General features: G+C 72.3%; 4 protein-coding genes. All 4 read left to right on the top strand.

The features are described 5' to 3' along the window. Positions 1-23 precede the first annotated feature (23 nt). A complete protein-coding gene (locus tag J7E86_RS06245) occupies positions 24-14,108 on the top strand; it encodes a type I polyketide synthase (RefSeq protein ID WP_251018745.1) in 14,085 nt (4,694 codons plus the stop codon). Between the two features lie 13 nt (positions 14,109-14,121). Continuing rightward, complete coding sequence (locus J7E86_RS30830; RefSeq protein WP_374223772.1) at positions 14,122-19,809, top strand: type I polyketide synthase; 5,688 nt, start codon at positions 14,122-14,124, stop codon at positions 19,807-19,809. Positions 19,810-19,845: 36 nt separating this feature from the next. Further along, the gene (locus J7E86_RS30825; RefSeq protein WP_374223771.1) at positions 19,846-24,804 is read left to right on the top strand and encodes a type I polyketide synthase; all 4,959 of its coding nucleotides are present in this window, start codon (positions 19,846-19,848) and stop codon (positions 24,802-24,804) included. Between the two features lie 37 nt (positions 24,805-24,841). Beyond that, a partial coding sequence (locus tag J7E86_RS06235; RefSeq protein WP_215080499.1) for a type I polyketide synthase occupies positions 24,842-26,828 on the top strand: 1,987 nt, incomplete at its 3' end.

Below are 26,828 nucleotides of genomic sequence, written 5' to 3'. Positions count from 1 at the left end.
GCCCTGACGGTGTCCTCAGCGGAATGGGTGCGGAAACGTTCCCGGACGGCGTGTTCGCACCCGTCCTGCGCTCCGGCCGACCCGAATCCCGGACGTTCCTGTCCGGGCTGGCCAAGGCATGGACCCACGGCGCCGATGTCGACTGGGCCGGTGCGCTGCGCGGCCTCGCCGGTTCGGTCTCCCGAGTCGACCTGCCGACGTACGCCTTCCAGCGCGAGCATTACTGGCTCGACGCCCCCGCCGAGGCGGCGGGCGCCGGTGCGGCGGCCGGTCTCGGGCTGGGCTCGGCGGAGCACCCCCTGCTGGGGGCCGCCGTGGAACTGGCCGGTGCCGACGGGTTCCTGCTGACGGGCCGCCTGTCGCTCCAGACGCACCCCTGGCTCGCCGACCACGCCGTGGCCGGTGCCGTTCTGCTGCCGGGCACCGGTTTCGTGGAGCTGGCGATCCGCGCCGGCGACCAGGTGGGCTGTGACGTGGTGGAGGAGCTGACGCTCCAGGCGCCGCTGATCCTCCCCGAGCGCGGCGGCGTCCAGCTGCAGCTCACCATCGGCGAGCCCGACGACGCGGGCAGCCGCTCCCTGAACATCTACTCCCGCGCGGGCGACGCCTCCGCCGACACCGCCTGGACCTGTCACGCCCTCGGCGTCCTCGGCGTCAGCGGCACTTCCGCGCCGGACGAGGCGACCGCCGCCCTGGCCGGCACCTGGCCCCCGGCCGGTGCCACCGTGGTGCGGACCGACGACCTCTACGACAACTTCGACGCCGCCGGCTACGGCTACGGCCCCGTCTTCCGTGCCGTGCAGGGCGCGTGGCGGCGCGGCGACGAGGTCTTCGCCGACGTGGCCCTGCCCGAGGAGAACCGCGAGGACGCCGCCCGCTTCGGTGTCCACCCGGCCCTCCTCGACGCCGCCCTCCACGGAGTGCGGCTCGGGGACTTCTTCACCGACGACCGGACCCGGCTGCCGTTCGCCTGGCGCGGGGTGTCGCTGCACGCGGCCGGTGCCTCGGCGCTGCGCGTGCGGCTGGCCCCGGCCGGCCCTGACGCGGTGTCGGTGACGGTGGCGGACGGCACGGGCCGGCTCGTCGCGTCCGTCGACTCGCTCGCCCTGATGCCCGTCGACCAGACGCAGCTCTCCGCCGCGGCCGCCGAGCACGGCCCGCAGCACGACGCGCTGTTCCGTATCGACTGGACCGCCGTGCCGCCGCTCACCACGGGAGGCGAGCGCTGGGCGCTCGTCGGCCCCGACGCCGGGGGGCTGGCCGCGGACCTGCGCCGCGGCGCCGGGGGAGAGGTGTACCCGGACCTGGGCGCGCTCGGCGCGACCCTCGCGGCCGGTACCGGGGCGGCGCCCCTGGTCGTGCTGGACTGCCTGCCCCAGGCCCCGGCGGCGCTCGTCGTCCCGGAGGCGGCGCGCGCGGCCGTACACCGCGCCCTGGACGCCGTACGGTCCTGGATCGAGGACGACAGGTTCACCGGGTCGCCCCTCGTCGTGGTCACCCGTGGCGCGGTCGCGGCCGGATCCGACGACGATGTGACCGACCTGGCCGCGGCGCCCGTGTGGGGCCTGCTGCGGGCGGCGCAGACGGAGAACCCCGGCCGCTTCGTCCTGCTGGACACCGACGGGTCGCAGGCGTCCCGCGACGCCCTGCCGGCCGCGCTGGCCTGGGCGGTCGCCCAGGACGAGCCGCAGTTGGCGGTGCGCGAGGGCGAGGTGCGGCTGCCGCGCATGGCGCGGGCCGCGCAGGGCGGCGGGGCGCTGACCCCGCCCGCCGGAGCGCCGGCCTGGCGGCTGGAGGTGCCGAACAAGGGCTCGTTCGCCAACCTGGAGCTGCTGGAGTCCCCGGCGGCCACCGAGCCCCTGGCCGCCGGGCAGGTGCGGGTGCAGGTCCGCGCGGCCGGCATGAACTTCCGTGACGTGGTCCTCGCCCTCGGTGTCGTGCCCGACCAGGAGGTCATGGGCAACGAGGGCGCCGGTGTGGTGATCGAGGTCGGCGAAGGGGTGCGGGACCTGGCCCCCGGCGACCGGGTGATGGGCGTGTTCTCCGGAGCCTTCGGCCCGGTCGCCGTCACCGACCGGCGGATGCTGGCCCCCATGCCCGCCGGCTGGGACTTCGTCCAGGCCGCCTCCGTCCCGGTCGTCTTCCTCACGGCCTACTACGGACTGCGGGACCTGGCCGGGCTGCGGACGGGCGAGCGGGTGCTGGTGCACAACGCCGCCGGTGGTGTCGGCATGGCCGCCGTGCAGCTGGCCCGGCACTGGGGCGCGGAGGTCTACGGCACGGCCAGCGAGGGCAAGTGGGACGCCCTGCGGGCCTCCGGCCTGGACGACGCGCGCATCTCCTCCTCCCGGAACCTGGAGTTCGAGGACCGCTTCCTGGCGGCGACCGACGGCCAGGGCATGGACGTGGTGCTGGACGCCCTCGCGGGCGAGTTCGTGGACGCCTCGCTGCGGCTGCTGCCGCGCGGCGGCCGGTTCCTCGAAATGGGCAAGACCGACAAGCGGGACGCCGCGGGGGTGGCCGAGGCCCACCCCGGCGTGGCCTACCAGGCGTTCGACCTGAACGAGGCCGGCCTGGACCGCACCCAGGAAATGCTCGTCGAACTCCTGGAACTCTTCGCGCAGGGCGTGCTGAAGCCGCTCCCGGTGACCTCCTGGGACGTGCGGCGCGCACCGGACGCCTTCCGCTTCCTCAGCCAGGCCCGGCACATCGGCAAGGTGGTGCTCACCCTCCCCGCACCCCTCGCCGGAGCGGGCACGGGCTCGGGCACGGTGCTGGTGACGGGTGCCACGGGCACGCTGGGTGGCGTCGTCGCCCGGCACTTGGCCGTGGCGCACGGTGTGCGGCAGTTGTTGCTGGTGAGTCGTCGTGGTGCTGAGGCGCCGGGTGCGTCCGAGCTGGTCGCGGACCTGGCCGAGCTCGGCGCGTCGGCCCGCGTGGTGGCATGCGACGTGGCCGACCGGGACGCCCTCGCCGATCTGCTGGCGTCCGTACCGGCCGACCACCCGCTGACGGCCGTCGTGCACACGGCGGGCGTCCTCGACGACGGTCTCGTCTCCGCGATGACCCCGGACCGGATCGACGGTGTGCTGCGGCCGAAGGTGGACGCGGCGTGGAACCTGCACGAGCTGACCCGCGACCTCGACCTCTCCGCCTTCGTCCTCTTCTCCTCGGTGTCCGGCGCGCTGGGCAACGCCGGCCAGGGCAACTACGCGGCCGCGAACGTCTTCCTCGACGCCCTGGCCGCCGCACGGCGGGCCGGGGGACTGCCGGGTCTGTCGCTGGCCTGGGGCTTCTGGGAGCAGCGCAGTGACATGACGGGCGAGCTCAGCGAGGCCGACCTGGCGCGCATGGCGCGCTCGGGCCTCGTGGCGCACTCGTCCGAGGAGGGCCTCGCGCTCCTCGACGCCGCCGTCGCCGCCGACGAGGCGCTCCTGCTGCCCGTACGGCTGGACACGGCCGTCCTGCGCTCCGCACACGGACCGGTACCGGCGCTGCTGCGCGGCCTGGTCCGCGCGCCGGTGCGCCGCGCCCGGGCCCTGGAGGGCTCCGGCCCGGTCGGCGGCCCGGCCGGAGCCGCCGAACTGGCACAGAGCCTCGCCGGGCGGCCCGAGGGCGAACAGCTCCGCAGCCTCTCGGAGTTCGTACGCGGCCACGTCGCCACCGTGCTCGGGCACGGCTCGGCCGCCGCGGTCGAGGAGACCAAGGCGTTCCGGGAGCTCGGCTTCGACTCGCTGACGTCGGTGGAACTGCGGAACCGCCTCAACGCCGCGACGGGGCTCCGGCTCCCCGCGACCCTGGTGTTCGACCATCCGACACCCGCCGCGCTCGCCCGCTACCTCCTCGACGAGCTGCTGGGTGCCGCCGTCCCCGCCGAGGCGGCGGCCGTCGCCATGGCCTCGGACGACGACCCGATCGTCATCGTGGGCATGAGCTGCCGCTTCCCGGGAGACGCCGCCACCCCCGAGGCGCTGTGGGACCTGCTGGCCTCCGGCGGCGACGGCATCACCGCATTCCCGGCCGACCGGGGCTGGGACATCGACGACCTCTACGACCCGGACCCGGAGCGGTCGGGCAAGACCTATGTCCGCACCGGCGGGTTCCTGCACGACGCCGCCGAGTTCGACGCGGGTTTCTTCGGCATCTCGCCGCGTGAGGCGCTGGCGATGGACCCGCAGCAGCGACTGCTCCTGGAGACTTCCTGGGAATCCTTCGAACGCGCGGGCATCGACCCCGCCACCGTGCGCGGCGCCCGGGCGGGCGTCTTCGCGGGAGCGGCGGCCCAGGGCTACGCCTTCGGCATGCAGCAGTCCGCGGAAGGCAGCGAGGGCTACTACCTCACCGGCAGCACCACCTCCGCGATCTCCGGCCGCGTCGCCTACACCCTGGGCCTGGAGGGTCCGGCGGTCACCGTGGACACGGCGTGCTCGTCGTCGCTGGTGGCCCTGCACCTGGCCGTGCAGGCCCTGCGTGCCGGGGAGTGCTCGCTGGCCCTGGCCGGCGGCGTGAGCGTCATGGCCACGTCGATGGTCTTCGTGGAGTTCAGCCGCCAGCGCGGCCTGGCCGTCGACGGCCGCTGCAAGGCGTTCTCGGACGGTGCCGACGGCACGTCGTGGGCCGAGGGCGCGGGCATGCTGCTCCTGGAGCGGCTGTCGGACGCGCGGAAGAACGGCCACCGGGTACTCGCGGTGGTGCGTGGCAGCGCCGTGAACCAGGACGGTGCGAGCAATGGTCTGACGGCGCCCAACGGCCCGTCCCAGCAGCGCGTGATCCGCGCCGCGCTCGCGAACGGGGGCCTGGCGCCCGCCGACGTCGACGCTGTCGAAGCGCACGGTACGGGCACCACGCTGGGTGACCCGATCGAGGCGCAGGCCCTGCTCGCCACCTACGGGCAGGACCGGCCGGAGGACCGGCCGCTGTGGCTGGGTTCGCTGAAGTCGAACATCGGCCACGCGCAGGCCGCCGCCGGCGTGGGTGGCGTCATCAAGATGGTGTTGTCCATGCAGCACGGGGTCCTGCCGCGGACTTTGCACGCGGACGAGCCGTCGTCGAAGGTGGACTGGTCGGCGGGTGCGGTGGAGCTGCTGACCGAGCAGCGGGAGTGGCCGGACGTCGAGGGGCGCCCGCGCCGCGCGGGTGTGTCGTCCTTCGGTGTCAGTGGCACGAATGCGCATGTGATTCTGGAGCAGGCGCCTTCCGAGCCGGTTGAGGCCGCCGCGTCCGCCGAGCTTCCTGCGGTGCCGTGGGTGGTGTCGGGTCGTGGCGTGGAGGCGCTTCGGGCCCAGGCCGCCCGGTTGCTGGACCGTGTCGAGGGCGATGCCGAGGTGTCGCCGGTGGACGTGGGCTGGTCGCTGACCTCCAGCCGTGCGGCCTTCGATCACCGGGCCGTTGTCATCGGTGCCTCGGGTGACGGTCTGCGGGCCGGGCTGGGTGCGCTGGCCCGGGGCGAGGACGCCCCCGGCCTGGTGGCCGGCCCGGCAACGGGCATCGGACCGGCCGGTGGCCGGGTCGTGTTCGTCTTCCCCGGCCAGGGCTCGCAGTGGGCCGGCATGGCCGTCGGCCTGCTGGACGCCTCGCCGGAGTTCGCACAGCGGATGGCCGAGTGCGAGAAGGCCCTCGCGCCCTACGTGGACTGGTCGCTGACCGGGGTGCTGCGCGGCGAGCCGGGCGCACCCGGGTTCGACCGGGTGGACGTGGTCCAGCCGGTGCTCTTCGCGGTGATGGTGTCCCTGGCGGAGCTGTGGCGCTCGTACGGTGTCGAACCGTCCGCCGTCATCGGCCACTCGCAGGGCGAGATCGCCGCCGCCTGCGTCGCCGGCGCCCTGTCCCTGGACGACGCCGCCCGCGTGGTGACCCTGCGCTCGCAGGCCATCGCCGGGGGCCTCGCCGGCCACGGCGGCATGGTGTCCGTGCCGCTGACCGCCGGGCAGGCCGCCGAGCGCATCGCCCCCTGGGACGGCCGCCTGTCGATCGCCGCCGTCAACGGCCCCACCTCGGTGGTCATTTCCGGAGAGGTCGGCGCGCTGGACGAGATGTTCGCGGCCTGCGAGGCCGACGGCATCCGGGCCCGCCGCATCCCGGTCGACTACGCCTCGCACTCCGCCCAGGTCGAGCGCATCGAGACCGAACTGGCCGAGCTCCTCGCCGGGATCACCCCGCGCACGCCGAGCATCCCGTTCCACTCGACGGTGACCGGCGAGCTGATCGACACGGCGGTGTTGGACGCCGCGTACTGGTACCGGAACCTGCGGCAGACCGTTCGCTTCGAGGAGACCGTCGGCACCGTCCTGGAGGCCGGGGACGCGCTCTTCGTCGAGGTGTCCGCACACCCGGTGCTCACCGTCGGCGTACAGGAGACCGTCGAGGCCCGTGGCACAGGCCGGTCCGTGGTGACGGGCACCCTGCGCCGGGACGAGGGCGGCCTCGACCGCTTCCTGGTCTCCCTCGCGGAGGCGTACGTCCACGGTGCGCCCGTCGCATGGGCCCGTGCCTTCGACGGCGCGGGCGCCACCCGGGTGGAACTGCCCACCTACGCCTTCCAGCGCGAGCACTACTGGCTGGAGACCGCCGTCGACACGGCAGGCGCGGTGTCCGGCCTCGGGCTCGGCTCCGCCGGGCACCCCCTGCTCGGCGCGGCGGTGGAACTGCCCGACTCCGAGGGTGTCGTGTTCACCGGACGGCTCTCGCTGCGCACCCACCCCTGGCTCGCCGACCACGCGGTGGCGGGCACGGTGCTGCTGCCGGGTACCGGCTTCGTGGAGCTGGCGATCCGCGCCGGTGACGAGGTCGGCTGCGACACGGTGGAGGAGCTGACGCTCCAGGCACCTCTGATCATCCCCGGGCGCGGCGGCGTCCAGCTGCGGCTGACCGTCCTCGAACCGGACGACTCCGGCCGCCGCGTCTTCACCGTGTACTCCCGGCGGGAGGACCCGTCCCCGGACGAGGTCTGGACGTGCCACGCCACGGGCGTCCTCGCCACCGCCGCGCCGGCCCCCGGCGAGGAGGCGGCACAGTGGCCCCCGGCGGGTGCCACGGCGGTGGACGTCGAGGGCCTGTACGAGGGCTTCGCCGCCGTCGACTACGGCTACGGGCCGGTGTTCCAGGGCGTGCGGGCGGTGTGGCGCCGTGGTGCCGAGGTGTTCGCGGAGGTGGCGCTGCCGGAGGAGTCGCGGGAGGACGCGGCCCGGTTCGGGCTGCACCCGGCGCTGTTGGACGCGGCACTGCACGGCGTCCGGCTGGGTGACTTCTTCGCGGACGACCAGGCGCGGCTGCCGTTCGCGTGGCGAGGGGTGTCGCTGCACGCGGTGGGTGCGTCGGCTCTGCGGGTGCGGCTGGCGCCGGCGGGCGCGGATGCCGTGTCGGTGAGCGTGGCCGACAGCACGGGCAGGCCCGTCGCCTCGGTCGGCTCTCTCGTCATGCGGCCGGTGGACCCCGGGCAGCTCGGCCAAGCCGGACGGGACGGGCTGCGCGACGCGCTGTTCCGCATGGAGTGGACGCCCGCCCCCCAGGGGACGCCGCACACTGCCGAGGACTGGGCGCTGATCGGTGACCCGGAAGCGCTCCCCGGCCCCTTCGGCGCGGGGACCTATCCCGACCTGGAGACCCTGGGCGCGACGGTCGGGTCCGGCGCGGTGCCGACGACGGTCGTCGTTCCCTTCACCGGCCCGCCCACCGAGGCGGCCGGATCCGTTGCCGCCGTGCACGCGGCCCTCGGGCGGGCCTTGTCCCTGGTGCAGGGATGGCTGGCGGACGACCGGTTCGCCGGGTCGCGGCTCGTGGTCGTGACGCGGGGCGCGGTGCCGGCGGGTGTGGCGGCTGTCGATCTGGTGGCGGCTCCGGTGTGGGGCCTGCTGCGGTCGGCGCAGTCGGAGAACCCGGGCCGCTTCGCCCTCGCGGACACCGATGACGCGCAGGCATCGCAGGACGCCCTGCCGGCGGCCGTGACCTGGGCGATCGCCCAGGACGAGCCGCAGGTGGCGGTGCGCGGTGGCGAGGTGCTGGTGCCGCGTCTCCGGCGAGCGGCAGCCGGGTCGGAGGCCGGTACGGCTTCCTTCGGTGCGGGCACGGTGTTGGTGACGGGTGCGACGGGCACGCTGGGTGGCCTGGTGGCCCGGCATCTGGTGACCGGTCACGGTGTGCGGCAGCTGTTGCTGGTGAGTCGTCGTGGTGCGGAGGCGCCTGGTGCGTCGGAGCTGGTGGCGGAGCTCGCCGAACTCGGTGCCTCGGCCCGGGTGGTGGCGTGCGACGTGGCCGACCGGGAATCGGTGGCCGCTCTGCTGGCCTCGGTCCCGGCGGACCACCCCCTTACGGGCATCGTCCACACGGCGGGAACGATGGACGACGGAATCGTCTCCGCGCTCACCCCTGACCGCGTCGGCGGCGTGCTGCGGCCGAAGGTCGATGCCGCGTGGAATCTGCATGAGCTGACCCGTGGTCTTGATCTGTCCGCGTTCGTGCTGTTCTCTTCGGCGTCGGGTGTGCTGGGGACGGCCGGTCAGGGCAATTACGCGGCAGCGAATGTCTTCTTGGACGCGCTGGCGGTGGCGCGGCGGGCCGAGGGTCTGCCGGGTGTGTCGCTGGCGTGGGGTTTCTGGGAACAGCGCAGTGGCATGACCGGTGACCTGGGTGAGGCCGACCTCGCGCGGATGGCGCGTTCGGGTCTGGTCGCCCTCTCGTCCGACGAGGGTCTCGCTCTCTTCGACGCGGCCGTCACCGGCGACGAGGCCACGCCGCTGCCGATGCGGCTGAACACCTCCGTTCTGCGGGCCGCCGGGGACTCGCTCCCTGCCGTGCTGCGCGGGCTGGTGGCGTCCCCGGCGCGGCGCGGCCGTGCTGCCGCCGCGGACGCGGCAGGTTCCGCCGGGCTCGCCCGGACGCTCGCGGGCCTGTCCGGCGCCGAGCGGCTGCGGACGGTCCTGGAACTCGTGCGCGGTCAGGTCGCGACGGTGCTGGGGCACGGTTCGGGTGACGCGGTGGAGGAGAGCCGGGCGTTCAAGGAGCTCGGGTTCGACTCGCTCACCGCGGTCGATCTGCGGAACCGCCTCAACGCCGCGACCGGGCTCCGTCTCCCCGCGACCCTGGTCTTCGACCACCCCACCCCCACCGCACTCGCCCGCTACCTGCTGGACGAGCTCATCGGCGGGCAGGACGACGCCACGGCCGTGACCCCGGCGACGTTCACCGGCATGCCCGGCGGAACGGCCGACGACCCCGTCGTGATCGTGGGCATGGGTTGCCGCTACCCGGGAGGCGTGACCTCACCGGAAGAGCTGTGGAGCCTGGTCGCCTCGGCCCAGGACGGCATCTCCTCCTTCCCGCTGGACCGTGACTGGGACGTGGAGAACCTCTACGACCCGGACCCCGAGCGCCAGGGCAAGAGCTATGTCCGCGAGGGCGGTTTCCTCCACGATGCCGCCGAGTTCGACCCGGCGTTCTTCGGGATCAGCCCGCGCGAGGCGCTGGCGATGGACCCGCAGCAGCGGCTGCTGCTGGAGACCTCCTGGGAGGCCATGGAGCGTGCCGGGATCGACCCCGCCACCCTGCGGGGCAGCCGGGCGGGTGTCTTCACCGGGGTCATGTACAACGACTACGGTTCGCGGCTGCGCGTGGCTCCCGAGGGCTTCGAGGGCTACCTCGGCAACGGCAGCGCGGGCAGCGTCGCGTCGGGCCGCATCGCCTACACCTTCGGTCTCGAAGGCCCGGCGGTGACGGTGGACACGGCATGCTCGTCGTCCCTGGTCACCCTCCACCTCGCAGCCCAGGCCCTCCGGGCGGGGGAGTGCTCGCTGGCCCTGGCCGGCGGTGTCACGGTGATGTCCACGCCGATGACCTTCGTGGAGTTCAGCCGCCAGCGGGCGCTGTCCCCGGACGGCCGCTGCAAGTCCTTCGCGGACGGTGCGGACGGCACGGGATGGGCCGAGGGCGCGGGCATGGTGCTGCTGGAGCGGCTGTCCGACGCCCGCCGCAACGGGCACCCGGTGCTGGCGGTGTTGCGTGGCAGTGCTGTGAACCAGGACGGTGCGAGCAATGGTCTGACGGCGCCGAACGGCCCGTCGCAGCAGCGTGTGATCCGACAGGCGCTGGCGAGTGCCGGGCTGACGGCCGCGGACGTCGATGCGGTGGAGGCGCACGGTACGGGCACCACGCTGGGTGACCCGATCGAGGCGCAGGCGCTGTTGGCGACGTATGGTCAGGACCGGCCGGGGGACCGGCCGTTGTGGCTGGGTTCGCTGAAGTCGAACATCGGGCACACGCAGGCCGCCGCCGGTGTGGGTGGCGTCATCAAGATGGTGTTGTCCATGCAGCACGGGGTCCTGCCGCGGACGCTGCATGTGGATGAGCCGTCGTCGAAGGTGGACTGGTCGGCGGGTGCGGTGGAGCTGCTGACCGAGCAGCGGGAGTGGCCGGAGGTGGGGGACCGTCCCCGGCGTGCGGGTGTCTCCTCGTTCGGTGTGAGCGGTACGAACGCACACGTCATCCTGGAGCAGGCCCCCGAGCCGGCCCTGGCCGCCGAGCCGGTCGAGGTGCCGGTGGTGCCCGTGGTGCTCTCCGGCCGTGGCACCGCCGCGCTGCGGGGCCAGGCGGGCCGGCTGCTGGCGCACCTGCGCGGTGACGCCGAGGTGTCGCCGGTGGACGTGGGCTGGTCGCTCGCGTCGGGCCGCGCGGCCTTCGACCACCGGGCCGTGGTCGTCGCCGGTGACCGGGAGGAACTGCTCGCCGGCCTGGGCGCCCTCGCCCGGGGCGAGGAGACCCCCGCGGTCACCACGGGCCTGCCCGAGGGCGTGACGCGGGCCGGTGGCCGGGTCGTGTTCGTCTTCCCCGGCCAGGGCTCGCAGTGGGCCGGGATGGCGGTGGGGCTGCTGGACGCCTCACCCGTGTTCGCGGAGCGGATGGCGGCCTGCGAGAAGGCGCTGTCGGTGTTCGTGGACTGGTCGGTCACCGATGTCCTGCGGCAGGTTCCGGGTGCGCCCGGCCTGGACCGGGTGGACGTCGTCCAGCCCGCGTCCTGGGCGGTGATGGTGTCGCTGGCGGAGCTGTGGCGTTCGTACGGTGTCGAGCCGTCCGCCGTTGTGGGTCACTCGCAGGGCGAGATCGCCGCTGCTTGTGTCGCGGGTGCGCTGTCCTTGGACGACGCGGCCCGGGTGGTGGCTCTGCGGTCGCAGGCCATCGCCGAGAGCCTGGCCGGTGATGGTGGCATGGTGTCCGTCGCCCTGCCGCTCACCGACGTGGAAGCCCGTCTGGCCCGGTGGTCGGGTCTGATCGAGGTCGCCGCGCTGAACGGTCCGACCTCCGTCGTCGTGGCCGGTGACCCGAAGGCCCTGGACGAACTGATCGCCGAGTGCGAGGCGGAGGGCGTTCGTGCCCGCCGTGTCCCGGTCGACTACGCCTCCCACACCTCTCACGTGGAGCGCATCGAGTCCAAGCTGGCCGAGGTGCTGGCCGGTGTCGGCCCGCAGTCGTCGAGTGTGCCGTTCTACTCCACCGTCACCGGTCAGTCGGCCGATACGACGTCCCTGGACGCCGCGTACTGGTACCGGAACCTGCGGCAGACCGTCCGCTTCGAGGAGACCGTCGGCAGCATCCTGAGCGAGGGCGACGCCGTCTTCGTCGAGGTGTCCGCCCACCCCGTCCTGACCATGGCCGTGCAGGAGACCGCGGAGACCCGTGACGCCCGGCAGACCGTGGCGATGGGGACCCTCCGCAGGGAGGAGGGCGGCCCGGGCCGGTTCCTCGCTTCCCTCGCCGCCGCGTACGTCCACGGCGTCCCGGTCGACTGGGCCCGTGCCTTCGAGGGCACCGGCGCCTCCCGCGCCGACCTCCCGACCTACGCCTTCCAGCGCCAGCGGTACTGGCTGGAGGCCCCGGCCGAGCCGGCCGGTGGCAGCGCGCCGGTGGCCGCGGTGGATGACAGCTTCTGGGAAGCGGTCGAGCGCGGCGACCTGGAGTCCCTCGCGACGACCCTCGACGTCGAGGGCCAGGAGGAGCAGTCGCTCAACGCGATGCTGCCCGCCCTGTCCTCGTGGTACCGGCAGCGCCGCACGCAGTCGACCCTCGACCGCTGGCGCTACCGCGTCACCTGGAAGCCGCTGCCCGAGGAGCCCTCGGCGGCCGTGGCGTCCCTGACCGGGACGTGGCTGCTGGTGGCGCCCACTGCCCACGCCGACGACGCGTGGGTCACCGCCTCTGCCCGTACGCTCACGGACGCCGGGGCCACGGTCGTACGGGTCGACTGGGACCCGTTCGGCGGAGACGACAGGGCTCACCTGGCCGAGCGGCTGCGAGCGGCCCTCGCGAGCAGTGCGCAGGACGGCGCGGCCACGGTCGGCGGAGTGCTGTCGCTGCTGGCGCTCGACGAGGCACCGCATCCGGTCCACCCGGTGGTCCCCCAGGGGCTGGCCGGCACGCTGGTGCTGGTGCAGGCGCTGGGCGACCTCGAGCTGGACGCGCCCCTCTGGCTGGGCACGTGGAACGCGGTGTCGACCGGCCGCGCGGACAGCACCGTCGTCAGCCCGACGCAGGCTCAGATGTGGGGCCTCGGAAGGGTCGTCGGCCTGGAACACCCGCAGCGCTGGGGTGGCTTGATCGACCTCCCGGAATCTCCGATTCCGAATGTCGTGACGCGACTTCGCGGAGTGCTCGCCGGGGGCGCCACGGGCTCCGAGGACCAATTGGCTCTGCGAACCTCCGGGTTGCTGGCCAGGAGGCTTGAACACGCTCCCATCAGCGAAATTAGGGCTGTACGGGACTGGAAGCCGCAGGGTACGGTCTTGATCACTGGGGGAACTGGGGCGTTGGGCAGGGAGGCTGCCCTATGGCTGGCGCGCCGGGGAGCCCAGCACCTTGTCCTGACAAGCCGGAGTGGGTTGTCAGCACCGGGTGCTGGAGAGCTGGAAGCAGAGCTGACGGGGGTCGGTGCTCGCGTGACGGTAGCCGCTTGCGATGTCGCGGATCGTTCCGCGCTCGCGGAGTTGTTGGAGAAGCTGAGGGCCGACGGGTCTCCCGTGCGGGCCGTGGTCCACGCGGCCGGCGTCGCGCCGACCGCGAGCCTGGACGACACGGACCTGGCCGCGTTCGCCGACGTCGCCATGGGCAAGGTCGCGGGTGCCGCGAACCTGGACGAGCTGTTGCAGGACGATGAGTTGGACGCGTTCGTGCTCTTCTCGTCGAACGGCGGTGTCTGGGGCGCGGGAGGTCAGGGCGCCTACGCGGCGGCCAACGCCTACCTGGACGGCCTGGCCGAGCGGCGCCGCGCCCGTGGCCTGACGGCCACCTCGGTGGCCTGGGGCGCGTGGGCCGGCGGCGGCATGCTCGCGGACAACGAGGCCGAGGAGCACATGCGCCGCCAGGGGGTCCTCGCGATGGACCCGGAGCTGGCGATCGGCGCACTGCAGCAGACGCTCGACCACGACCTGACGTGCGCGGTGGTCGCGGACATGGACTGGGCGCGCTTCGTCCCCGGCTTCACGATGGCCCGGCCGAGGCCCCTGCTCGACGAATTGCCGGAGGTCCAGGAGTTCCTCCGGACCGATGCGGGAGATTCCGTCGCATTCGAAGGCGACGGGACCGGCACCGCGTCCGCTTCGCCGCTGGCGCGGCAGTTCGCGGAAACCCCGGAGGCCGAGCGGACCCGCTTCCTGCTGGACTTCGTGCGCACCAACGCCGCCGCGGTACTGCGGCACGGCGGGCACGAGGCCATCGGTGAGGAGCAGGCGTTCAGGGAGCTCGGCTTCGATTCGCTGACGGCAGTTGAACTGCGGAACCGCCTGCAGACGGCCACCGGAATGCGGCTGCCCGTCGCGCTGATCTTCGACTACCCGACGCCGCTGGCGCTGGCGGGACACCTGCGCGAACAGCTGGGCGGCGCGGCGGACGGCGCGGACGGATCCCCGCTCGCGGAGCTGGACCGCCTGGAGGTCTCGGTTCTCTCGATGCTCTCGGAGGAAGGCGACCTGCGGGACGCGGTCACCACGCGACTGCAGGTCCTGCTGGAGAAGCTGGGCGGCACCCCAGAGGCCGAGGTCACCGGCCTCGCCGTGGAGGAGCAGCTCGACACGGCTTCGGACGACGAGATATTCGACTTCATCAACCAGGAGTTCGGAAAGTCCTGAGCCCTCGCTCGGCATCCGGGCCGCCATGGCCCGGATGCCGGCGACAGCTTGTGATTACCCTCCGAAACAGGCAAGGTCTGAGATGGCGAACGACGAAAAGCTTCGTGAATATCTGAAATGGGTCACGGCGGATCTGCACAAGACGCGGCAGCGTCTGCAGGAGCAGGAAGCCGGAGAGCGCGAGCCCATTGCGATCGTCGCCATGAGCTGTCGATTTCCCGGTGGCGTCGAATCCCCCGAAGAACTCTGGCAGTTGCTTCTGCGGGGCGGCGACGCCGTCACCGGATTCCCTGACAGCCGTGGCTGGGACATCGAGAACCTGTACGACCCGGACCGTGAGTCGGGCCGGTCGGACACCAGTTATGCGAACGAGGGCGGTTTCGTCCACGACGCCGATCATTTCGACCCGGCGTTCTTCGGTATCTCGCCGCGCGAGGCGATCGCCATGGACCCGCAGCAGCGGCTGCTGCTGCACACCTCGTGGGAGGCGATCGAGCGGGCGGGCATCGCCCCCTCGGCGCTGAAGGGCTCGCAGACCGGCGTCTTCATCGGAGGCACCCCCTCCAGTTATGGCGCGCAGACCGGTGCGGCCGTACCGGAGGACGTCGCGGGTTACCTGCTGACGGGCAACGCCGGAGCGGTCCTCTCGGGGCGCCTGTCGTACTTCCTGGGCCTGGAGGGCCCGGCGGTCACGGTGGACACGGCATGCTCGTCGTCCCTGGTCACCCTGCACGAGGCCGCCCACGCGCTGAGGCGGCGGGAGTGCTCGCTGGCCCTGGCCGGCGGTGTCGCGGTGATGTCCACTCCAGTGGCCTTCGTGGAGTTCAGCCGTCAGCGGGGACTGGCCGCGGACGGCCGCTGCAAGTCCTTCTCGGAGACGGCGGACGGCACGGGCTGGGGCGAAGGCGCGGGCGTGCTGCTCCTGGAGCGGCTGTCCGACGCGCGGAAGAACGGCCACCGGGTGCTGGCGGTGCTGCGGGGCAGCGCGGTGAACCAGGACGGTGCGAGCAACGGTCTGACGGCGCCGAACGGCCCGTCGCAGCAGCGTGTCATCCGGGCCGCCCTTGCGAACGCGCGGCTGTCCGCCACCGATGTGGACGTCGTGGAGGCGCATGGTACGGGGACGACGCTGGGTGACCCGATCGAGGCGGAGGCCCTGCTGGCCACGTACGGTCAGGGGCGCCCGGCCGGCCAGCCGCTGTGGCTGGGTTCGCTGAAGTCCAACATCGGGCACACGCAGGCGGCGGCGGGCGTGGCGGGCGTCATCAAGATGGTGCTCGCACTGCAGAACGAAACCTTGCCCCGCACGCTGCACGTGGACGAACCCCTGCGACAGGTCGACTGGTCCTCGGGCGCGGTCTCGCTGCTCACGGAGCAGCGGGAGTGGCCGGAGGCCGAGGGTCGTCCGCGCCGGGCGGGTGTGTCGTCGTTCGGTGTGAGCGGTACGAACGCGCACATCATCGTCGAGGAGGCGCCGAAGCCGGAGCTGGAGCCGGTTGAGGCTGTGGCGGGGGTTGTCGATCTGCCGGTGGTGCCGTGGGTGGTGTCCGGTCGTGGCGCGGAGGCGCTGCGGGGGCAGGCCGGTCGGTTGTTGGCTCGCGTTGAGGGTGATGCTGCGGTGTCGCCGGTGGATGTGGGTTGGTCACTGGCGGCGGGGCGTGCTGCGTTTGAGGACCGGGCTGTTGTTCTCGGTGCTTCGGGTGATGAGTTGCGGGCGGGGCTTGATGCCTTGGCGCGTGGTGAGTCGGCGCCTGGTGTTGTTCAGGGGGTTGCGGGTTCGGGTCGGTTGGCTGTGGTGTTCTCGGGTCAGGGCTCGCAGCGGGCGGGTATGGGCCGGGAGTTGTATGGGCAGTTTCCTGTGTTCGCGCGTGCCTTTGATGAGGCGTGTGAGGTGTTGGACCGGGAGTTGTCCGGTCATGTTTCCCACTCCGTGAAGGATGTGGTTTTCGGCGGGGATCTGCTGGGTGAGACGGTGTTCACCCAGGCGGGTCTGTTCGCCGTTGAGGTGGCGTTGTTCCGTCTGGTGGAGTCGTTCGGTGTCCGTCCTGATTTTGTGGGCGGTCATTCGATTGGTGAGCTGGTCGCCGCGCATGTTGCGGGTGTGCTGTCGCTGGAGGATGCTGCCCGGTTGGTGGCGGCGCGGGGCCGGTTGATGCAGGCGTTGCCGCGTGGCGGTGCGATGGTCGCTGTCCAGGCGTCCGAGGATGATGTTCGCTCCCTGCTTGTTGACGGTGTGGATATCGCGGCTGTCAACGGTCCGACTTCGCTGGTCCTCTCGGGTGATGAGGACGCGGTCCTGGCGGTCGCGGAGCAGTTGCGTGAGCAGGGTCGTAAGACGAAGCGGCTCGTCGTCTCGCACGCTTTCCATTCTTCCCGTATGGATGGGATGCTGGACGAATTCGGCGCGGTTGCGGAGAGTTTGAGCTATCAGGCTCCGCAGATCCCGGTGGTCTCCAATGTCACCGGTGTTCTGGCCTCCGCCGACGAGCTCGGTTCGGCGGACTACTGGGTGCGTCATGTCCGTGGTGCGGTCCGGTTCGCCGACGGTATTGAGACCCTTGGTGACAGGGGCGTTTCCGTTTTCATCGAGCTCGGTCCCGATGGTGTTCTCAGTGGTATGGGTGCGGAAACGTTTCCGGATGGTGTTTTCACGCCCGTCCTGCGCTCCGGCCGCCCCGAGGTCCAGTCCTTCCTCGCCGGTCTGGGGAAGGCGTGGGCCCATGGTGTCGGTGTGGACTGGGCTGTTGCTTTCGAGGGTGTGGGCGCCTCCCGCGTCGACCTCCCCACTTACGCTTTCCAGGGTCAGCGTTTTTGGCTGGAGACGTCGGGGGCGGTGTTCGAGCCTGGTGTGCTGGGTCTGGAGTCTGCGGGGCATCCGTTGTTGGGTGCGGCTGTGGTGCTGCCGGGTTCAGGTGGTGTGGTGCTGACGGGTCGTTTGTCGTTGCAGTCTCATTCTTGGCTTGCTGATCATGTGGTGGCGGGTGTTGTCCTGTTGCCGGGTACGGGTTTCGTGGAGCTGGCGGTCCGTGCTGGTGATGAGGTCGGTTGTGGGACGGTGGAGGAGCTGACGCTTCAGGCGCCGCTGGTCGTTCCCGAGCGTGGTGCCGTCCAGTTGCGGTTGACTGTCAGTGGTCCTGACGACACCGATCGCCGGACCTTGGAGATCTACTCACGGCCGGAGGACAGCCCCTCCGATGCCGCCGAGTGGACCTGCCACGCGACCGGCGTGCTGACCACCGCCGACCCGGCCCCCGGGCGGGAACTGGCCGAGTGGCCCCCGGCCGACGCCGACGCGATGGAGACCGCCGGCCTGTACGACTTCTTCGAGACCGCCGGTTACCTCTACGGCCCCGTCTTCCGGGGCTTGCGCGCCGCCTGGCGGCGCGGGGACGAGATCTTCGCCGAGGTGGCGCTGCCGGAGGAGCACCAGGCGGAAGCGGCCCGGTTCGGCGTCCACCCCGCCCTCCTCGACGCCGCCCTGCACGCCGTGGGCCTCGGCGTGGCAGGACGCGACGGCGACGATGCCCCCACCGCGCGGCTGCCCTTCGCCTGGCGTGGCGTGTCACTACAGGCCGGCGGTGCGCCCGTGCTGCGGGTGGCCGTGTCGCCGACCACGGGCACGGACGCGGTGACGGTGTCCCTGTCGGACGGCACGGGCCGACCCGTCGCATCGGTGGAATCGCTGGTCATGCGGCCGGTGGACACCGACCAGCTCGGGAGCGCCGCCCGTGGGGGCCTCCACGACTCACTGTTCCGCATGGAGTGGCCCGCAGGCCGTCCGGCGCCCTCCGGGACCGGCCCGTCCGCCCCCTGGGCGCTCGTGGGCGACGACCGCCTCGGTCTGGGCGCCGCACTGGCCGGCGGGCAGGTGACGGTCAAGCCGTACGAGAACCTGGCCGCGTTGGGTCACAGCTTCACCGAGGGCGACGCCTTCCCGGAGACGGTGCTGGCCGGCTGCGTCGCCGAGGACGGTGACCTGCCGCAGGCGGCGCGCACGGCCCTGCGCCAGGCGCTCTCCCTGGTGCAGGAGTGGCTCGCGGACGACCGGTCCGCCGAGTCGCGCCTCGTCGTCGTGACACAGGGAGCGGTGCCCGCGGGCGCGGACGTCACCGACCTGGCGGCAGCCGCCGTCTGGGGTCTGCTGCGGTCGGCGCAGTCGGAGAACCCGGGCCGCTTCGTCCTGCTGGACACCGACGGAGCCCAGGCGTCTCAGGACGCCCTGGCCGCCTCCGTGGCCTGGGCCGTCGCACAGGACGAGCCGCAGGTGGCGGTGCGCGACGGCGAGGTGCGGGTGCCGCGCCTGGCACGCACGACCGCACCGGCCACCGCTACCGCCGCGTCCTTCGGCGCGGGCGCGGGCACGGTCCTGGTGACGGGCGCCACGGGCACTCTGGGCGGCCTGGTCGCCCGTCACCTCGTGACCGGTCACGGCGTGCGGCGGCTGCTGCTGGTCAGCCGCAGTGGCCCGGACGCGCCGGGCGCGTCCGAGCTCGTCACGGAACTGGCCGGCCTGGGCGCGTCAGCCCAGGTGGTGGCCTGCGATGTGGCCGACCGGGACGCCCTCACCGGGCTTCTGGCGTCCGTACCGGCCGAGCACCCGCTCACCGCGGTCGTGCACACGGCGGGCGTACTGGACGACGGCGTCGTCCAAGCGCTGACGCCCGACCGCCTCGACCAGGTTCTTCGGCCGAAGCTCGACGCGGCGGTCCACCTGGACGAGCTGACGCGTGACCTGAACCTGTCCGCGTTCGTTCTCTTTTCCTCCGCCTCCGCCACCTTCGGCAGCGCCGGTCAGGCCAACTACGCCGCCGCCAACGCGTTCCTGGACGCCCTCGCGCAGCGCAGGCGCACCCAGGGCCTGTCCGCCGTCTCCCTCGGCTGGGGCTACTGGGCCCAGGCCAGCGGCATGACGGGCACCCTCGCCGAAGCCGACGTCCAGCGCCTCGCCCGCGGTGGCATGGTGCCGCTGACGGCGGCCAAGGGCCTCGAACTCTTCGACGCCGCCCAGCACCTCGGCGAACCCCTGCTGCTGCCCGTGCAGTTCGACAGTGCCGCCCTTCGCCGGGCCGGTACCGCGGGTGCCGACGCCGTGCCCGTGGTGATGCGCGCCCTGGTGCGCACGCCGACGCGCCGCACGGCCCAGGGCGCTCCAGCGGGCCCGGGGGCCGGTGGTGAGTCCGCGCTGTCACAGCGCCTGGCAGCGGCGGCGGAACCGGAGAGGTCGCGCATCCTGCTGGACCTCGTCCGGACGCAGACGGCCCTGGTGCTCGGCCACGCCGACATGAATGCTGTGGACGCGGGACGCGGATTCCAGGAGCTCGGCTTCGACTCCCTGACCGCCGTCGATTTCCGGAACCGGATGAACGCCGCGACGCATTTGCGGCTCCCGGCCACCCTCATCTTCGACTACCCCACTCCCGCCGCCCTCGCCAAGTATCTCCGCACGGAAATCCCCATCGCCGGTGCGAAGAAGGCGGTTTCCGTCGCCGACGAGCTCGACCGCATGGAACTGGCGCTCACCACCGCGATAGCGGAGGACGAGCAGAAGCGCATGGAAGTCATGGTGCGCATGAAGGCGTTCCTGGCGACGCTCGGTGAAGCCGGAGGGCCGGCAGCGGATTCCCGCGAGGTCGACGACCTCGACTCGGCGTCCGACGACGAGCTGTTCAGCGCCCTCGAGAACGAGCTAAGGAAGTCCTGACCCCATGACCATGGAACACCGTCGTTCTCGAACTGTCTGCGCGGGGAGCTGAATCCGGAAATGTCGAACGAGGACAAGCTCCGTTCCTATCTGAAACTGGCGACCACCGATCTGCGGCAGGCCCGCCGGCGCCTCGAAGAACTCGAGACGAAGGACACCGAACCCATCGCGATCGTCGGAATGAGCTGCCGCTACCCCGGCGGCGTGGCCACCCCGGAGGAGCTCTGGGACCTGGTCGCGACCGGTACCGACGCGGTCTCGGAATTCCCCGCGGACCGTGGCTGGGACGTAGAGAACCTCTACGACCCGGACCCTGACCGCCAGGGCAAGAGCTACGTGCGGGAAGGCGGCTTCCTGCACACGGCGGCCGACTTCGACCCCGGCTTCTTCGGCATCTCACCCCGGGAGGCGCTGGCCACGGACCCGCAGCAGCGGCTGCTGCTGGAGACGTCCTGGGAGGCGCTGGAGCGGGCCGGCATCGCCGCCGAGTCGCTGCGCGGCAGCCGCACGGGCGTCTTCACCGGAGTGATGTACAACGACTACGCGGCACGGATGCGGGTCGCCCCGGACGGCTTCGAGGGGCACATAGGCAACGGCAGCGCGGGCAGCGTCGCTTCGGGCCGCGTGGCCTACACCCTGGGTCTGGAGGGCCCGGCGGTGACGGTGGACACGGCATGCTCGTCGTCCCTGGTCACCCTGCACCTGGCCGTGCAGGCCCTGCGGTCGGGCGAATGCTCGCTGGCCCTGGCCGGCGGCGTGACCGTGATGTCCACGCCGACGGTCTTCGTGGAGTTCAGCCGCCTGCGGGGCCTGGCGGTCGACGGGCGCTGCAAGTCCTTCGCCGATGCGGCGGACGGTGTCGTGTGGGGCGAAGGTGCGGGCATGGTGCTCCTGGAGCGGCTGTCCGACGCTCGCCGCAACGGGCATCCGGTGCTCGCGGTGGTGCGTGGCAGTGCTGTGAACCAGGACGGTGCGAGCAATGGTCTGACGGCGCCGAACGGCCCGTCGCAGCAGCGGGTCATCCGACAGGCGCTGGCGAGTGCCGGGTTGTCGGCCGCGGATGTGGATGCGGTGGAGGCGCACGGTACGGGTACGACGCTGGGTGACCCGATCGAGGCGCAGGCGCTGTTGGCGACGTATGGTCAGGACCGGCCGGAGGACCGGCCGTTGTGGCTGGGTTCGCTGAAGTCGAACATCGGGCACACGCAGGCCGCCGCCGGTGTTGCCGGTGTCATCAAGATGGTGCTGGCCCTGCGGCACGGTGTGCTGCCGCGAACGCTGCACGTGGATGAGCCGTCGTCGAAGGTGGACTGGTCGGCGGGTGCGGTGGAGCTGCTGACCGAGCAGCGGGAGTGGCCGGAGGTGGGGGACCGTCCCCGGCGTGCGGGTGTCTCCTCGTTCGGTGTGAGCGGTACGAACGCGCACGTCATCCTGGAGCAGGCCCCCGAACTGGTGGAGACCACGGAGGCCGTCGGCCCGGCCGCGCTCCCGTGGGTCCTGTCGGCCCGTGGAGCCGATGCGTTGCGGGGCCAGGCCGCCCGGCTCCTCGCCTGTGTCGAGGGTGACGCCGAGGTATCGCCGCTGGACGTGGGCTGGTCGCTGGCCTCGGGCCGCGCGGCATTCGAGAACCGTGCCGTGGCCATCGGAACGGACCGCGGCGACCTTACGGCAGCCCTTCGAGCCGTGGCCCGGGGCGAGGAGGCTCCGGGGCTGGTGACGGGTCTGCCCGAGGGCGCCGGTCGGAGCGTGGACCGGGTGGTGTTCGTGTTCCCGGGGCAGGGTTCGCAGTGGGTGGGCATGGGCGCTCAGTTGCTGGAGTCGTCGCCGGTGTTCGCGGAGCGGATGAGCGAGTGTGCTGCCGCGCTGTCGGCTTATGTGGACTGGTCGCTTCTGGACGTGCTGCGGCAGGTTCCGGGTGCGCCCGGTTTTGACCGGGTCGATGTGGTGCAGCCCGCGTCCTGGGCGGTGATGGTTTCTTTGGCGGAGCTGTGGCGTTCGTACGGTGTCGAGCCGTCGGCCGTCATCGGTCACTCGCAGGGCGAGATCGCCGCTGCTTGTGTCGCGGGTGCGCTGTCGCTGGACGACGCGGCCCGTGTCGTGGCCCTGCGGTCGCAGGCCATCGCCGAGAGCCTCGCCGGGCATGGCGGCATGGTGTCCGTCGCCCTGCCGCTCACCGACGTGGAAGCCCGTATCGCCCGTTGGCCCGGGCAGATCGAGGTCGCCGCCCTCAACAGCCCGACATCCGTGGTCGTGGCCGGTGACCCGAAGGCCCTGGACGAACTGATCGCCGAGTGTGAGGCCGAGGGCGTTCGCGCCCGTCGCGTCCCGGTCGACTACGCGTCCCATACCTCCCACGTCGAGCGCATCGAGTCCAAGCTGGCCGAGGTGCTGGCCGGTGTCAGCCCGCAGCCGTCGAGCGTGCCGTTCTACTCCACCGTCGACAACGCCTGGGCCGACACGACGGCCCTGGACGCCTCCTACTGGTACCGGAACCTGCGGCAGACCGTGCAGTTCGGCTCCGCGATCAGCGCACTGGCCGGGGAAGGCTTCGATGCGTTCGTCGAGGTGAGCTCCCACCCGGTGCTGACCATGAGCGTCGAGCAGATCGTCGACGGCGCATCCCCTGTCGTCACCGGCACCCTGCGCCGCGACGAAGGCGGTCTCGACCGCTTCCTGACCTCCCTCGCCGACGCGTACGTCCACGGTGTCCCCGTCGACTGGACCCGTGCCTTCACCGGCACCGGAGCCTCCCGCGTCGACCTTCCCACCTATGCCTTCCAGCGCCGCCGCTACTGGCTCGACGCCCCGGAGGAACCGGCCGGGGCGGCCTCCTCCGCCGACCAGGTCGAGGCCGAGTTCTGGGCCGCTGTCGAGCGTGAGGACCTGGAGTCGCTGGCCTCCACGCTGGACCTGTCCGACGGGGCGCCGCTGGGCGCGGTACTGCCCGCACTCTCGACGTGGCGCCGGAACCGCCAGGAGCAGTCCCGCCTCGACAGCTGGCAGTACCGGATCGCCTGGCAGCCCGTTGCCGCCGATTCCTCCACCGCGCTCTCCGGCACCTGGGTCCTCGCCGTGCCCTCCGGCTCGACGGACGACCCGCAGGTCACGAAGGCGGCCACGGCCCTGGAGTCCCGGGGCGCCCGCGTCGTCACGGAGGAACTCGACCTCGCACACGCCGACCGCGACCAGTGGGCACAGCGCATGACCGAAGCCGGCGGGGACGGCTCGCCCGTCACCGGCGTGGTGTCGTTCCTCGCCCTCGACACGTCGCCCGTGGCGACACCGTCCGGCACCGTCCCGAGCGGTGTGGCCGGGACCCTGACCCTGGTCCAGGCCCTCAACCACGCCGACGTGGAAGCCCGGTTGTGGTGCGTGACACGCGGCGCGGTGGCCGTCGAGACCGGTACGGAGCCGACGAGCCCGTCGCAGGCCGAGGTGTGGGGCCTGGGCCGGGTCGTGGCACTGGAACATCCCGAGCGCTGGGGCGGCCTCGTCGACCTGCCCGGGACGCTCTGCGACCGGGCGGCGGAACGGCTGGCCTCGGTGCTGTCGCCCGGTGCCGGCGGCGAGGACCAGGTCGCGGTGCGCGCGGCCGGAGTGTTCGGTCGGCGCCTGATGCGCGTCGCCGGCACGGCCCACGGCCGCGACTGGTGCACCCGTGGCACGGTGCTGGTGACCGGTGGCACGGGCGCGCTGGGCGGGCACGTCGCCCGCTGGCTGGCCCGCAACGGTGCCGAACACCTCGTCCTGACCAGCCGCCGCGGCCCCGGCGCACCGGGCGCGGCGGAACTCCGGGACGAGCTCCTGGCCCTGGGCACCCAGGTGACCCTGGCCGCCTGCGACATGGCCGACCGCGAAGCGGTGGCAGGGCTACTGGCGGCGGTACCCGCCGAGCACCCGCTGACCGCCGTGGTCCACACGGCGGGTGTCCTGGACGACGGGGTCGTCGAGGCACTGACGCCCGAGCGGTTCGCGCGCGTCCTGGCCCCCAAGGCCGACGCGGCCCACCACCTGGACGAACTGACCCGGGACCTGGACCTGACGGCGTTCGTCGTCTTCTCGTCCATGGCCGGCACCGTCGGCGCCGCCGGGCAGGGCAACTACGCCGCCGCCAACGCCCACGTGGACGCCCTCGTGCAGCGGCGCCGCGCCCAAGGGCTGCCGGGCACCTCCGTGGCCTGGGGCACCTGGGCCGGCGGGGGCCTCGCGGTGGGGGAGACCCGGGAGAAGTGGACGAACAGGGGCGGTCTCGCCCCGATGGACCCCGACGACGCGATCGCCGTACTCGGCCAGGTCCTCGCCCGCGGCGACGAGTTCGCGGCGGTCGCGGACGTGGACTGGGAACGGTTCGTGCCGGCCTTCACCACCGTCCGCCCCTCGCCCCTGATCTCCGGAATCCCCGAAGCCTGGCGCGTCGTACGGGAATCCACCGCGCGCTCCGCCGACACGGAACCGGGAACGGGCACCGCCGACGCTCTCCGCGACAGGCTCGCGGGGCTTCCGGCGGCCGAACAGCAGCGAATCCTCCAGGATTTGGTGCTGACGCACGTGGCTTCGGTCCTGGGTCACCAGGAAACGGGTACGATCGCGGCGGGACGGGCTTTCAAGGAGCTGGGCTTCGATTCGCTCACCGCGGTCGAACTCCGGAATCGGCTCAAGGCCGCCATCGGTATGCCACTGCCCCCCACGCTGGTCTTCGACTACCCAACCCCCGCGGCCCTCGCGGAATTCCTTCGCACGCTGCTCAGCCCGGAGTCCGGTCAGGACACCGAACTGCTGCCGTACGAGGCACGGGTCCGCGAAGCCTTGACGACGATTCCCCTGGCCAGAATCAGGGATGCGGGTCTGATGGACATCCTGTTGCAGTTGGCGGACTTCCAGGATGAGGACCGTACGGGAGACGAGGCCCACGAGGAGCCCGTCGACGCCGAGTCGATCGACTCGATGGACGCAGAGAGCCTGCTCCGTATGGCATTTGACAGCACCGAGTCCTGAAGCGTCTGACGCAATTCGAAGTGTGGAGTTCGCAGCAATGAGCAGCACATCCCCCGAGAAGATTCTTGACGCGCTACGCGTTTCTCTGAAGGAAACCGAACGGCTACGCAAGGAGAATCGCCAGCTCGCGGCGGCCCCCAGGGAGCCGATCGCGATCGTGGGGATGGGCTGCCGCTTCCCGGGAGGTGTGCGCTCCCCGGAGCAGCTGTGGGACCTGCTCGCCTCGGGCGGTGACGCGGTCTCCGCGTTCCCGGCCGACCGCGGCTGGCCCGAGGACATCTACGACCCGGACCCCGAGCAGCAGGGGAAGAGCTACGTCCGCGAAGGCGCGTTCCTGGACGACGCCGCGGGCTTCGACCCCGGCTTCTTCGGGATCTCCCCGCGCGAGGCCCTGGCGATGGACCCCCAGCACCGGCTGCTGCTGGAGACGTCGTGGGAGGCGTTCGAGCGGGCGGGCATCGACCCGCTGTCGCTGAAGGGCAGCCGGACCGGTGTCTTCGCCGGTACGAACGGCTACGACTACGGCGCCATGCTCCACCGGGCCCCCGACGGCCTGGAGGGCTACCTCGGGACCGGCAAGTCCGGTGCGGTGCTCTCCGGGCGCATCTCGTACTTCCTGGGCCTGGAGGGCCCGGCGGTCACCGTCGACACGGCCTGTTCGGCGTCGCTGGTGACCCTGCACCTGGCGGCGCAGGCGCTGCGGTCGGGGGAGTGCTCGCTGGCCCTGGCCGGCGGCGTCACGGTGATGACCACCCCCGGCCTGTTCGTGGAGTTCAGCCGCCAGCGCGTCCTGTCACCCGACAGCCGGTGCAAGGCGTTCGCGGACGCCGCGAACGGCACGGGCTGGGCGGAGGGCGCGGGCATGCTGCTCCTGGAGCGCCTGTCCGACGCGCGGAAGAACGGCCACCGGGTGCTGGCGGTGCTGCGGGGCAGCGCGGTGAACCAGGACGGTGCGAGCAACGGTCTGACGGCGCCGAACGGCCCGTCGCAGCAGCGTGTCATCCGGGCCGCCCTTGCGAACGCGCGGCTGTCCGCCACCGATGTGGACGCGGTGGAGGCGCACGGTACGGGGACGACGCTGGGTGACCCGATCGAGGCACAGGCGCTCCTGGCCACGTACGGGCAGGATCGTCCGGAGGACCGGCCGCTGTGGCTGGGTTCGCTGAAATCCAACATCGGGCACACGCAGGCGGCAGCAGGCGTGGCGGGCGTCATCAAGATGGTGCTGGCGCTGCGCAATGGCGTCCTGCCGGAGACGCTGCACGTGGACGCCCCGTCGTCGAAGGTCGACTGGTCGGCGGGTGCGGTGGAGCTGCTGACCGAGCAGCGTGCGTGGCCGGAGGTGGGGGATCGCCCGCGCCGGGCGGGCGTGTCGTCCTTTGGTGTGAGTGGCACGAACGCGCATGTGATTCTGGAGCAGGCGCCGGAGCTGGAGCCGATTGAGGCTGAGGCGAAGGTTGCCGATCTGCCGGTGGTGCCGTGGGTGGTGTCCGGCCGTGGCGCGGAGGCGCTGAAGGGCCAGGCTGCCGGGCTGCTTGCGCGAGTTGCGGGTGGTGACGCTGCGGTGTCGCCGGTGGATGTGGGTTGGTCGCTGGCGGCGGGGCGTGCTGTATTCGAGGACCGGGCTGTTGTTCTCGGTGCTTCGGGTGATGAGTTGCGGGCGGGGCTTGATGCCTTGGCGCGTGGTGAGTCGGCGCCTGGTGTTGTTCAGGGTGTTGCGGGTTCGGGTCGGTTGGCTGTGGTGTTCTCGGGTCAGGGCAGCCAGCGGGCGGGTATGGGCCGGGAGTTGTATGGGCAGTTTCCGGTCTTCGCGGCTGCTTTTGATGAGGCGTGTGAGGTGTTGGACCGGGAGCTTTCCGGTCATGTCGCGCATGCGGTGAAGGATGTCGTCTTCGGCGGTGACCTGCTGGATGAGACGGTGTTCACCCAGGCGGGTCTGTTCGCCGTTGAGGTGGCGCTGTTCCGTCTCGTCGAGTCGTTCGGTGTTCGTCCGGACTTCGTCGGCGGTCATTCGATTGGTGAGC

Source organism: Streptomyces sp. ISL-11, assembly GCF_018614525.1.
Lineage (GTDB): Bacteria > Actinomycetota > Actinomycetes > Streptomycetales > Streptomycetaceae > Streptomyces.
The sequence above is the reverse complement of the archived record's forward strand: the minus strand, read 5'-3'. Positions and strand labels throughout refer to the sequence as shown.